Source organism: Psychroflexus gondwanensis ACAM 44 (assembly GCF_000355905.1).
GTDB classification, from domain to species: domain Bacteria; phylum Bacteroidota; class Bacteroidia; order Flavobacteriales; family Flavobacteriaceae; genus Psychroflexus; species Psychroflexus gondwanensis.
In genome coordinates, this window is the sequence record NZ_APLF01000016.1 from 41586 (window position 1) to 53915 (window position 12330).

General features: G+C 35.9%; 10 protein-coding genes. 8 read left to right on the forward strand and 2 right to left on the reverse strand.

Translation table 11 applies throughout. The features are described 5' to 3' along the window. Positions 1–115 precede the first annotated feature (115 nt). From surE to PGOND44_RS12665, 3 genes are read left to right on the forward strand one after another with little or no spacing between them, the layout of a single operon-like run. Positions 116–901: a 5'/3'-nucleotidase SurE gene (gene surE / locus PGOND44_RS12655; RefSeq protein WP_003443067.1), complete on the forward strand. Its 786-nt coding sequence runs from the start codon at positions 116–118 to the stop codon at positions 899–901. Beyond that, complete coding sequence (locus PGOND44_RS12660) at positions 894–1175, forward strand: hypothetical protein (protein WP_003443069.1); 282 nt, start codon at positions 894–896, stop codon at positions 1173–1175. Before surE ends, PGOND44_RS12660 begins: the two co-directional genes overlap by 8 nt. Before the next feature lie 3 nt (positions 1176–1178). Next, the gene (locus tag PGOND44_RS12665; RefSeq protein ID WP_003443071.1) at positions 1179–1661 is read left to right on the forward strand and encodes an acyl-CoA thioesterase; all 483 of its coding nucleotides are present in this window, start codon (positions 1179–1181) and stop codon (positions 1659–1661) included. Positions 1662–1735: 74 nt separating this feature from the next. On the opposite strand, the gene PGOND44_RS12670 is transcribed toward PGOND44_RS12665, so the two are convergent. Both PGOND44_RS12670 and PGOND44_RS12675 read right to left on the reverse strand, forming a co-directional pair. Then, positions 1736–3580 carry a fasciclin domain-containing protein gene (locus tag PGOND44_RS12670; protein ID WP_003443072.1) on the reverse strand — a complete coding sequence of 615 codons (1845 nt, stop codon included), beginning with the start codon at positions 3578–3580 and terminating at the stop codon, positions 1736–1738. A 139-nt stretch (positions 3581–3719) separates the two neighbouring features. Next, entirely contained in the window at positions 3720–4373 is a 654-nt protein-coding gene (locus PGOND44_RS12675; RefSeq protein ID WP_003443074.1) for a hypothetical protein, read from the reverse strand. An 80-nt stretch (positions 4374–4453) separates the two neighbouring features. Here PGOND44_RS12675 and PGOND44_RS12680 point away from each other — a divergent pair, with 80 nt between their 5' ends. The 5 genes from PGOND44_RS12680 (at position 4454) to PGOND44_RS12700 (ending at position 12175) form a co-directional block, all read left to right on the forward strand. Continuing rightward, positions 4454–4978 carry an RNA polymerase sigma factor gene (locus PGOND44_RS12680; RefSeq protein WP_003443076.1) on the forward strand — a complete coding sequence of 175 codons (525 nt, stop codon included), beginning with the start codon at positions 4454–4456 and terminating at the stop codon, positions 4976–4978. Positions 4979–5034: 56 nt separating this feature from the next. Continuing rightward, complete coding sequence (locus PGOND44_RS12685; RefSeq protein WP_003443078.1) at positions 5035–5937, forward strand: FecR family protein; 903 nt, start codon at positions 5035–5037, stop codon at positions 5935–5937. Continuing rightward, on the forward strand, positions 5934–8450 hold the full coding sequence (locus PGOND44_RS12690) for a TonB-dependent receptor plug domain-containing protein (protein ID WP_003443080.1): 2517 nt from the start codon (positions 5934–5936) through the stop codon (positions 8448–8450). The genes PGOND44_RS12685 and PGOND44_RS12690 overlap by 4 nt, the downstream gene beginning before the upstream one ends. Before the next feature lie 189 nt (positions 8451–8639). Beyond that, positions 8640–11147 carry a M14 family metallopeptidase gene (locus PGOND44_RS12695; protein WP_040556154.1) on the forward strand — a complete coding sequence of 836 codons (2508 nt, stop codon included), beginning with the start codon at positions 8640–8642 and terminating at the stop codon, positions 11145–11147. Positions 11148–11263: 116 nt separating this feature from the next. Next, on the forward strand, positions 11264–12175 hold the full coding sequence (locus tag PGOND44_RS12700; RefSeq protein WP_003443085.1) for a patatin-like phospholipase family protein: 912 nt from the start codon (positions 11264–11266) through the stop codon (positions 12173–12175). Positions 12176–12330 lie beyond the last annotated feature (155 nt).

A 12330-nucleotide genomic window follows, 5' to 3' on the forward strand; every position in this document is an offset into this window, starting at 1 on the left:
ATGTACTGTAAAAACTGTACCACATCTTTTAATGCTAGCTAATAATTTGTTAAACGTCATAATTCATTTAATTACGAGCTGAAATGATTATTTTAGCTCCTTGAAAATGAAATCTATGCAAACAGAAAACAAACCTTTAATATTAGTCACGAACGACGATGGTATCACTGCCCCTGGTATAAGACATCTTATACAGATTATGAAAACTATTGGAGAAGTAGTTGTCGTTGCTCCAGACAGGCCACAAAGTGGTATGGGACACGCCATAACCATCAGTGACAATTTATATTGCGACCCAGTGACCATCGATAAATATTCTCAAGTCAAAGAATATTCTTGTTCAGGTACACCAGCGGATTGTGTAAAAATAGGAACCCAAGAGATCCTAAAAAGGAAACCAGATTTATGTGTAAGCGGAATTAACCACGGGTCTAATTCCTCCATAAATGTTATTTACTCCGGAACGATGAGTGCTGCGGTGGAAGCAGGAATAGAAGGAATACCTGCTATTGGTTTTTCTCTACTAGATTACTCGATGGAAGCTAATTTTGACCATACGACTAAGTACATAAAACGCATTACTAATAATGTCATCCAAAATGGCCTTCCTAAGGGAGTGGTACTTAATGTCAACTTCCCTAAAGCTGGAGAAGAAAAACTAAAAGGTGTAAAAATCTGCAGACAAGCCAAAGCCTTTTGGAGAGAGCAATTCGACAAGCGACAGAGTCCGCAAGGGAGAGATTATTATTGGCTATCAGGAGAGTTTGTAAACGAAGATCAAGATGGAGGAACAGATGTTGAAGCTCTAGAAGCTAACTATGTGTCTATTGTCCCGGTCAAGTTTGACCTTACAGCACATCAATTTATTGATGATTTAAAATCGTGGTCCATCAATGATTAAAAAAGAAATTGCCATAGGCTTCTTAATAGGAATCACTGCAAATCTCGCAGGCATGTTTCTGTATATCAGCATCATCATGCAAAGGGAGTTTGAAGTGGTTCTCAGCAAAGCTTCGGAAGAAGGTGTACTTGGAAGCATTATTGCTTTGGGTGCTATTTTAAACTTTTTGCCGTTTTTTGTGTTTATTAAAAAAAAGCAAGATTATAGAGCACGCGGGGTACTCATGGCTACTATTTTGAGTGCAATTATTATTCTAACCACTAAATTTATTTGATACATGTATAAACAATCATTTGAAATTCGCTGGAGCGATCTGGATGCTAATAGGCATTTAGCGAATTCTTCCTATCAGAATTTTATGAGTCATACCAGAATGGCTTTTCTGGTTGAAAATGGCTTTTCTCAGCAGGAATTGGTAAAGCATAATATTGGTCCAATTGTATTTTATGAACACATCTTCTATTTTAAAGAAATAAAACCTGAAGACAAGGTAAGGGTCAGTTTAGAACTAAAAGGCCTGAGTGAAGACGGCATGTTTTTTCAATTTGAACATAATTTATATAACCAAAAAGGGGAGAATTGTGCAAGATGCGATATGATGGGATCGTGGATTGATCTCACATCGAGACAACTCACTGCTCTTCCAGAGCATTTGCTATATCCCTTAGAACATTTAACTAAAACTGAAGATTATAAAGTACTGACCAAAGATGATACTAGAAAATTTGGAGTGAAACCAAAACATCTCGATAAAGTTTAGGCACACTAAAATTTTAAAAGCAAAAAAGGTTCAACGAAATGTTGAACCTTTTTTATTCTAAAAAAGCTTAATATTTATAATTGTGGTAATAAAACAGTATCAATCGCGTGAACTACACCATTAGCCGCTTGAACATCAAACACAGCGATAGTGCTTACTCTACCATTAGGATCTGTTAAAGTTCCTGCAGTAGCATCTACCGTTAGGTCTGCTCCCAATGTAGTCACAGTTCCATCCATAAGATCGGATGATCTTACATTAGCTCCTGCAACAACGTGGGTATTCAAAGCAGCAGTTAAAGTAGCTGGATCTATATCTGCAATTCCTTCAACATCCAATTCGGTGAATAAATCATCAAAAGCTGAATTAATTGGAGCAAATACTGTGAATGGAGCTGGAGCAGATCCATTTGGAGTAGATAGCGTCTCTACATAATTTTGTGCAGCCTGACCGTCATCGGTAAGCGCACTTACCAGACTACTAAAATTAGGGTCTGCCGTTGCAAAAGTGACTACGGTTGGTAAACCTATTACCGCGTCAACGATATGCACAACACCATTAGCCGCTAAATTATCTGGGGCTGTTACAGAAGATACACCATTTAATCTTACGCCATTATCTAAGTTGATATAAAAGCTCAAGTTGTTTTCAGTATCACCAAACGTAGCAAGAGAATTGGTGTAACTTGTCGTTAAACCAGAAGAAAGTGCCGTTCCTGTTAAAACGTGATTTAATAAAACTTGAGTTACCACTTCCACTGGAAGATCTCCTAAGGCTGAACCATTCAAGAATATATCGAATGCAGCATTGGTTGGAGCAAAGACAGTATACTCGCTCGCCCTGTCGTTTAAAACATCATCAAGACCTGTCAATTGCAATGCAGCAAACAAACTAGACAAGTCATCATTCATCATAGCCAATCCTGTAATTGTTGGGTCAATAACATCAACTATCTGTTGTGGTAATAACACCTTGTCTATAGCATGTACTACACCATTATTGGTTTGCACATCTACTATTGCAATATTGGCATTTACCCCTGTAGCGTCTATAACTTGAGCTCCATCTGATAAGTCAAACTCTAATTCTTCCCCTTGCAAAGTTGCTGCTGTTAACCCTGTTGTAAGATCACTTGATCTTACGTTAGATCCAGCAATAACATGATATTCTAAAATGGTAGCTAAAGTTGCAGGGGCAACATCCCCTAAACCTGAAGCACCAAGACCACTTAATAGAGACTCAAAAGCACTATTAATTGGAGCAAAAACTGTAAAAGGCGAGGCTTCTGAACCTGATAGGATATCTACATAATTTGTCTGGTCGTTACTCGCCGCTATTAAAGCTTCCACTAAAATTGAGAATTGAGGATTAGCCAAAGCTTGAGTTGTAACGCTCGGTAAGCCGATGACAGCATTTACTTCGTGGACAACACCATTAGTTGCCAGAATATCTGCTGTAGTAACATTAGAAACACCGTTTATTCTAACGCCGTCATCTGTATTAATAAATAGACTAAGATTACTTTCAGAAGCACTTCCTAAGCCTAAAGAAGTCACATATCCTGTAGTTAAATCTGCTGCTAGGACTCTTCCGTTAACAACATGATTTAAAAGAACTTCTCTTAAGAGACTTTCTGGAACTTCTTCTAGACTTGAAAATCCATTGTCTCCCAAAAATGTACTAAACGCGTCGTTAGTAGGTGCAAATACCGTAAGGTCACCGCTACCACCAACAAATGGTGTAACTAAATCTGTACGTTCTAAAGCAGCTAGAAGTGAAGAAAACTGATCATTTTCAGAAACAAGCCCTGCAATAGTTAAATCTCCCTGAGGAGGAGTTGGAGCGTCATCATCGTCTGAACATGCTAAGAATGCTGTAGCAAGAAACGCCACGAGCAAAAATTTTGATAGTAATTTCATAGTTTTTTGTTTTATTGTTATGTGCATAAGACAAACACAACTCAAAAGTTACTACCTCTAAAGCTCACTTTAATATGGATTTAACAAATAGGAGGATGAAATACTAAGGAATACTTAATAAATATCTAGGATTTATTCCCTATTCACAATGGGAAGGTAATGAATCCAGCATATCGATAAATTCTTGGTTGTTATTGATAACAATTTCACGAGAATTTTTAGTAAGAAGTGTAATAGGATAATCTATTTCGTAAACATCAGAATCGTGAAGATTTTCCAGGTATAGAAAAATAGCTTTGTTATTGAAGAAATGATGCGTTTGAAAAGAGGAGTTTACATCATTGTAATCCTTAAGGGTTAAAGGAAAGTTTATTGAGTAACAATTAAACATAGTGATACTTTGAAAATCATCACACTGATTGGCCAATGCATTTAATTCAGAAGTAGAATTTACCTCCTGAATGGTATAATCACTAAAGACTATAGAAGCTGGAAATACAATCTCGATAGTATCTTCTTCTCTTAAGTAACTTAAATCATGTGCTGAATTAAAAACTCGGAGTTGGTCATTGACGGTAAGTTCATAAGGAAAAACAAGACTAAAACAAAAAGCATTGTCCACAACATCGTCAAAAGAAGCATTGTGAGAAGTTATAGATTGAAGTTTAGAGGAAAGATCGGATGAATGGTGTAAAGTATTTTCATCTTCTACCAATGGGGCATCGTCTTCATAGCAGCTCAGCATTAAAATGGGGAGCAATAAAAAAATAACCGCTTTATAAAATTTAACCATGTATTTTTAATTTACACTCATAAAACAACTTAGGACTTATAATTCCTACCAAATTAAACTTTTTTTATAATTTTGAATTCATGAAAAATGCAAAACCTTTATTTGAAAATACCTGTGAAAAAACTGTATTTTCAAAACTTCACGAAAGGTATGCAAAAGATTTACACGATTTTATTTACTATAAATTTGGCGAACACTATAACCCTAAAGACAAAGTTCAAGAAGCGTTTATGAAACTCTGGGAGAATTGCAAAAAAATATCACCTGACAAGGCTAAGAGTTACTTATTTTCAGTGGCTAACAACACCACTCTAAATACCATAAAACATAGAAAAGTAGTCTTAAAATACGAGACAGATGCTTCAAAAAGTACCTCGAATAATCAAGACCCTCAATTTTTACTTGAAGAAAAAGAATACTTAAGTAAATACCAAAAGGCCTTATCCAAGCTTACAGAAGAAAAACGAGTCGCCTTTATGCTGAATAGAGTCGAAGGGAAAAAACATAAAGAAATTGCAGAGCTATTAGGGATTTCCAGAAAAGCTGTTGAAAAACGAATCTACTCTGCACTCAAACAACTTAGACAAGATATTGATGGAATTTAACAGGTTTAGAGTAGGAGATTCCGTAAGTAAATTGTCTTATAAGTGATTAAATTGCTATGAAAGAGGAATATTTAATTGAAAAGTGGCTCAGTGATGAGCTCACTGCAGAAGAAAGGGAGGCGTTTAAAAAATTAGACGCCTACCCTTCTTATGTCAAAATCTCCGAAAAAGCAAAACTGTTTAAGGCCCCTGAATTTGATGTTCAAGATTCTCTTACTAAGCTTGAATCTAACCTTCACCAACCTGCTCAAAAAACGCCCTTCAATTTTTACAAGACCATTGGTATAGTTGCAGCTATATGCATCATAGTCTTTTCGGCTATAAAACTATTAAATCAAACTTCATATTCAGAAAGCATACAAACTCAAGTTGCTGAGACAAAAACTTTGAGTCTACCAGATGACTCTGAAGTGAATTTAAGCGCGAAGTCAATTTTACAATTTAACTCTTCAACTTGGGCAAAAGAAAGGATTTTAGATTTGGAAGGGGAAGCTTTTTTTAAAGTCTCTACAGGGAATAAATTTATAGTAAAAACAAGCTATGGAAACATTCAGGTTCTTGGCACACAGTTTAATGTAAAGTCCAGACCTTATGGGTTTGAAGTGACTTGCTATGAAGGTTCCGTAGAAGTAAGCCTCAACACCAAAAAGTATATTCTACAACCCAAAGATGTTTTAAGTTTCAAAACTAAAAAAGTCACTACGTCCAAAACTGCTTTTACAAATCCAAGCTGGATCAACAAGACCTCACAATTTCAAAGCACTTCGCTAGAATCGGTTATACAAGAATTCAATCTCTACTACGACGTAGAGTTCGACACCTCAGCCATCAATTCTTCTAGACTCTATACTGGAAGTTTTGTGCATAATGATCTAGAAAATGCCTTAAAATCCATTACTTTGCCTTTAGATTTGACCTACCAGATAAATGGTAAAAAGGTCATATTGTCTAAAAAGTGAGGTTACTGAATTTACATTCTATTTTACTTATCCTTTTGAGCTTTAGCAGTTATGGCTATGCTCAGAACTCAACTCGTGAACTAGGTTTAAGCGAATTTTTGAAAACTATTGAGAGTCGATTTGAAGTCAACTTTTCATATGCCGATGATCAAATAGAAAACCTTATTGTAACTCCCCATTCTTCTTTAAATTCACTAGAAGAGTACCTCAATTTTTTAGAAATATCGACTCCTTTTGTATACGAACAGCATTCCGACAAAAATATACTAATCATTCCAAATGATAATGAATTTGAATTGTGTGTAGTCGTTAAAGATGAGTTGACTCAAAACCAACTGACAGAGGCATTGCTTAAGGTGGGCAACTACCTTTACAAATCGAATGCTTCAGGCCAATTTAAAATACCGGTAAGCGCTAAAGAAATCGACTTAAAGATTAGGGTGAAGGGCTACGCTCCAGAGTTTAAAAGAGTTTTAACCAGCAAAACTAGATCTTGCATTGAAATTATGGTCTCCCCTTTTTCTGTGATGCTTGAAGAAATTATCTTAACCAATTATTTAACAGGTGGCATTCAAAAATATAGGTCTGGGATTTTAAAGCTCGATTATGAAAGCTTTGGATTGTTACCTGGGCTAGTAGAACCTGATGTTTTACAGAGTATCCAGGCGCTTCCTGGCATAACTAGTCGCCAAGAAAGTGTATCCTATCTCAATGTAAGAGGAGGTACACATGACCAAAATTTATTTTTGTGGGACGGTATTAAAATGTACCATACCTCCCACTTTTTCGGGATGATTTCTGCCTTTAATCCCTACATGACCAAAAGCGTAAAATTGATCAAAAACGGAACTTCCTCACGATATGGTGATGGAGTTTCTAGTGTGATCGATATGCGTACTAAAGATTCTATTGCGAAGTCTTTTAAAGCTGAAGCTGGAGTGAACCTAATCAATGCTGATGTTTATATTGAAGCCCCAGTGTCGCCTACCTCTTCCCTTGAGTTTTCTTTTAGAGAATCCATCAATGATATTTGGGAGAGCCCAACCTACAATCAATATTTTGATAAAATCTTCCAGAATACTGAAGTTACCAACGAAACAAATCCTGCCTCTCAACAAAATAATGAATTTATATTTTACGATGCTACTTTAAACTACAAGCACAAGCTCACTGAAAAGGATTATATAAAAGGTAATTTCTTTTACACGCACGATGAATTTTCATTGAACAGGTTTGAAATCTTAGGCAATAGGATTAATACAAGGTCTAGCGAACTCGAACAAACCAATGTGGCTGGAGGCCTTTATTATGAGAGAAACTGGTCTGAATCAACAAAGACTGAAATTCAGTTTTATACTTCCAAATATAATCAAAACTCTGTCAATACGAATTTATTGAATGACCAAAGCCTAGAGCAAATCAATGAAGTAAGAGAAATCGGAGTTCGTGTTAATCTAAAAACCAATTTATCTTCAAAGCTTAATCTAGAATCTGGATATCAGTTTAACGAGACTGGGATTCTCAATTCAGAATCTATCGATAATCCAGGGTTTTTAAGAGAAACTCAAAACTCTATTTTAACGAACAGCCTTTATAGCCAGTTAAACTATCTGTCCACAAATAAAGACCTCAGTGTAGAATTTGGAGGAAGACTTAATCATTTTTCAAAATTTAACAAGGTGGTAATTGAGCCTAGATTTAACTTAAGTTATAAAATAGTGGACCATTTTTACCTGGAAGTCCTAGGTGAACAAAAAAGCCAAGTCACCTCTCAAATTATCGATTTACAAACGGATTTTTTAGGTGTTCAAAATAGAAGGTGGGTCCTTTCCAATCCTAATAACCGACCAATTATACAAAGCCAACAAGTCTCGACTGGACTCAATTACGTAAAACCAAGTTGGTTTATCAATGCAGATGTCTACTACAAACACGTAGAAGGAATCACCACGCAAGGACAAGGTTTTCAAAATCAGTTTCAATTTTTACAAGTCCATGGAAGTTATGAAGTAAAAGGAATTGATTTTTTAATCAATAAAAATTTCGATCCCATTTCTGGATGGGCAAGCTATTCCATATCCGACAATTTTTACCATTTTGACGCTTTAGACCCCTCGCGTTTTCAAAACAATCTGGATATACAACATGTGATTTCTTTTGGTTTGAGTTACGAGAAAAAGGGCTTAAAATTATCTACTGGATTTAACTGGCATTCTGGAGCTCCTATTACGCTTCCTATAGAAAATCAAGGCGTAAACCCTCAGCAAATTCTATTTCAAAGGCCAAACGCGGAGCGATTACCCGATTACTTTAGGTTAGATTTTTCAACAACCTACAACTTTGCCATTTTTAAAAATGTGAATGCTCTTGCTGGTTTGTCCTTCTGGAATGTGTTTGGAAATTCGAATATATACGATCAGTTTAATCGGTTGGATGAAGAGCAAAATATCCAAACCTTTCAACAACAAGGTTTAAATTTTACACCAAATTTAGTGTTCAGACTTAAGTTTTAATAACCTCTAAAGGTTTTTCTCTAAACATCAACTGTTTTAGGAAGAATTATTTTATTGCACAAAGTTACAACTTTAGTATATTTAAAATCTTAAATCGCAATATAAACTGAACTTGAGAAAGTATTCCTTAAACTTTTCACTCAAACTCAAGTCTTATTTACATATGGAACTCTAATTTAATTAATGACTATGAAACAAATTCTATTTTTTACCACCTTTCTTTTTGCTTTATGTGCTCAAGCACAAGGAGTGAAGCTAAAAGACTACTTACCTCAAGATGTAACCTATAATCAAAACATTCCTACTCCCAGTGACATCATTGGTTTTGTTCCTGGAGATTGGCATGTTTCTCACGATAAACTGGTTCAATACATGAGAGCCATAGCAGAATCTTCAGATAGGGTTAGAATAAAAAACAGAGGCTTTACTTACGAGAAGAGACCTCTTATTTTACTTACTATTACCTCTCCAAAGAATCATAAAAACCTAGCTGAAATTCAAGAGAACCATCTCAAGATTATATCTGGAGAGGTCTCTGAATCTCAATTGGAATCTATGCCCATTGTAGTGAATCAGGGATTTTCTGTCCACGGTAATGAACCTAGCGGTGCCAATGCCTCTTTAGTTTTAGCCTATTATCTTGCTGCTGCAGAAGGACCTTCTATAGACCAGATGTTGGAGAATACTGTTATACTCCTCGACCCAAGTTTCAACCCAGATGGTTTACAACGATTTGCCTATTGGACCAATACCAATAGAAGTACAAATTTGAATCCTGACCCACAAGATCGCGAATTCTCTGAAATTTGGCCAGAGGGCAGAACAAATCATTATTGGTTCGACCTTAATAGAGATTGGCTTCCCCTACAACTTTTGGAAAGCCAGGCTAGAGTAAAAACATTTTACGATTGGAGACCTAATGTCTTAACCGATCACCACGAGATGGGCTCAAATTCTTCCTTCTTTTTTCAACCTGGTATCCCCGAGAGAACCAATCCCCTCACCCCACAACTCAACCAAGATCTTACGGAACAAATCGGTAACTACCATGCTGAGGCTCTAGACAGTATTGGTTCTTTATATTATTCGAAAGAAAGTTTTGATGACTTTTACTACGGTAAAGGGTCTACCTTTCCAGACATTAATGGTTCTATAGGTATTCTGTTCGAACAAGCAAGCTCTAGAGGTTCTGGACAAATGACTGATAATGGATTATTGACATTCCCCTTCACCATCAAAAATCAATTTACCACAGCCCTCTCCACTTTGAAAGCTTCCTTAGAATTGAAAACTGACATTCTCAAGCTACAGTATAGTTTTTATAGAAACGCCGAGAAGAACGCTGAGAAGGGAGCTTATGTGTTTGGTAGAAAGAACGATCCTGTCTTAGCCAACGAATTGGCAAAAGTCTTGGAGCAACATCAAGTAGAGCTTTATAAGCTTGAAAAAAATGAACGTTTTAATGGAAAGGATTTCGATCAAAATTCTTCGTATATCATTCCTAAAAACCAATTACAACATAGGCTCGTGGAAGCCATGTTTGAGGAACGTACGAGTTTTAACGATAGTATTTTTTACGATGTCTCTGCCTGGAGTTTCAGACATGCTTTTGATGTAGATTTTGCTGAAGTAAAATCTATAGATATGGGTGAAAAACTAGCTTCAGTAGAATTGGACATCCCCAATGATCTTCAAAAATCTGAGTATGCTTATGCTTTACGCTGGAATGATTTTAATGCCCCAAAGGTTTTATATAAAATCATGGATGAAGGCATGCGTGTAAAAGTGGCCCAAAAACCATTTCAATCTAAAACTGAAGCTTTTGATTATGGAACTATTGTAATTCCTGTACAAAATCAACAGAAAACCAGTAAAGAAATCTATGCTCTCCTCGATGAATTACAAAAGGAAAATCATGTGAAGCTTTCACCATTAAAAACTGGATTAACCCAAGGAATTAATCTTGGAAGTCCTAATATGAGTCATTTAGAAATGCCTAAAATCGCTATGCTTGTTGGCGAAGGAGTAAGGTCTTATGATGCCGGAGAAATATGGCACATGCTAGATTTTAGATTCGAGATTCCGGTTACTAAGCTAGATACCGAAAATTTCAATAGAACTAGCCTAGAGAGCTATACCCACTTGGTTATTCCTAGCTCAAGTTCTAATGCCTTATCAGCTTCAGAAAAAGAAAAGCTAAAAGACTGGGTGAGGAAAGGTGGAAACCTTATCGCCTATAAAGGCACCATGAATTGGCTGAAAGCTGAAGAGATGATTGACTTTAAAACGAAAAAAGATAGTGTTGTCGCCAAGGACATCAGTTTTATAGAGCGATCTGAATTTTATGGCGCTAAGCAAATTGGAGGAGCTATTTTTAAAGCTAAAATTGACAGATCTCATCCTATAGTTTATGGTTACGATGGTGATGAGATAGCCCTTTTTAGAAACTCCAACTTAATGCTAGAGGCAGATACTTTAAGTTTTAATAATCCTATTCAATATACCAACTCACCCTTATTAAGCGGATATATAAATGCGGAAAATTTAGAATTGATTAAAGGCACTGTGCCCTTTAAACAAAATGGGTATGGAAGAGGAAACGTGATGATCTTTACTGATAATACCAACTTTAGAGCCTTTTGGCTTGGAACCTTCAAATTATTTTTAAACTCAATCTTTTTTAGCGATCAGATGTAATATAGTTATTTCTATCCATTACAGAAGTCCATTTCTATACCTAGAAATGGACTTCTGTGTTTAGAGTCAAAATTATTGTAATTTCAATACTACATTTATGTTGAGAAAATAAAACTATGAGAGCATTGGTCATTTCAGGTGGAGGAAGCAAAGGAGCGTTTGCAGGAGGCATTGCAGAATATCTTATCACCGTTTGCAAAAACGATTATGACCTTTTTGTAGGCACCTCTACCGGGAGCCTACTTATCCCATTGCTTTCTATAGGAGAAATATCTAAGCTCAAGAAGGTGTATACCTCTGTGAACCAAAAGTCTATTTTTAGTAGAAATCCATTTATCATCAAAGAAAGAGATGGTGAATTTGAAATTAGGATCAATCACCTCAACATCCTTATAGGATTTTTGAAAGGTTCAAAAACCTTCGGAGAGAGTAAATCCTTAAAAAAATTAATTTTAGAAACAATCACTCCCGGTTTTTTTGAAAAAATGAAGAATCAACACGTAGATGTAGTCGTCACCGTCTCCAACATAAGTTTGGGCAAGGTTGAATATAAGTCCATCAAGGATTTTAATCGAGAAGAATTTTGTGATTGGATATGGGCTTCTGCTAACTTAGTTCCTTTTATGAGCTTAGTTAAAAAGGATGGCTACGAATATGGCGATGGGGGTTTAGGTAACGTTGTTCCAATCGCAGAAGCTATTAACAGAGGTGCTAGAGAAGTAGATATCATTTTGTTAAAAACCGAAAAGCCATTTCAGAAAAAACCAGTAAAAAACGTCCTAGAATTAACGACTCGGATATTTGATTTCCTTCTCGAACAGATTATTACCAATGATATTACGATTGGGAAATTGAGAAGTAAACATGACGAGATCACTCTCAACTTTTATAATCCTCCAGAAATGCTCACCAAAAACTCTCTTATTTTTGAACCTACAAAAATGAAAAAATGGTGGGACCTAGGTTTTGAGTTTGCACAACAGAACAACCCTTATTGCAGAAGAATACAGACCAAATTATTTCAATAAAAATATTTTGCCAGCTTAATCTTTTTGAATTAATCTCTCTTATAAACTTAATTGAGAAAGAATGGTTAGGGATACAGCAATAGAGGTTTAGATAATGTTATCTCCCTTCCGTGGTGCTAGAGAAGTCAATAATCCTAAGAAACATATTCTGCTCC

Bases quoted from the DNA above. Each gene is read 5' to 3' on its own strand.
- surE (WP_003443067.1), top strand. From the start codon at position 116: ATGCAAACAGAAAACAAACCTTTAATATTAGTCACGAACGACGATGGT.
- PGOND44_RS12660 (WP_003443069.1), top strand. From the start codon at position 894: ATGATTAAAAAAGAAATTGCCATAGGCTTCTTAATAGGAATCACTGCA.
- PGOND44_RS12665 (WP_003443071.1), top strand. From the start codon at position 1,179: ATGTATAAACAATCATTTGAAATTCGCTGGAGCGATCTGGATGCTAAT.
- PGOND44_RS12670 (WP_003443072.1), bottom strand. From the start codon at position 3,580: ATGAAATTACTATCAAAATTTTTGCTCGTGGCGTTTCTTGCTACAGCA.
- PGOND44_RS12675 (WP_003443074.1), bottom strand. From the start codon at position 4,373: ATGGTTAAATTTTATAAAGCGGTTATTTTTTTATTGCTCCCCATTTTA.
- PGOND44_RS12680 (WP_003443076.1), top strand. From the start codon at position 4,454: ATGAAAAATGCAAAACCTTTATTTGAAAATACCTGTGAAAAAACTGTA.
- PGOND44_RS12685 (WP_003443078.1), top strand. From the start codon at position 5,035: ATGAAAGAGGAATATTTAATTGAAAAGTGGCTCAGTGATGAGCTCACT.
- PGOND44_RS12695 (WP_040556154.1), top strand. From the start codon at position 8,640: ATGAAACAAATTCTATTTTTTACCACCTTTCTTTTTGCTTTATGTGCT.
- PGOND44_RS12700 (WP_003443085.1), top strand. From the start codon at position 11,264: ATGAGAGCATTGGTCATTTCAGGTGGAGGAAGCAAAGGAGCGTTTGCA.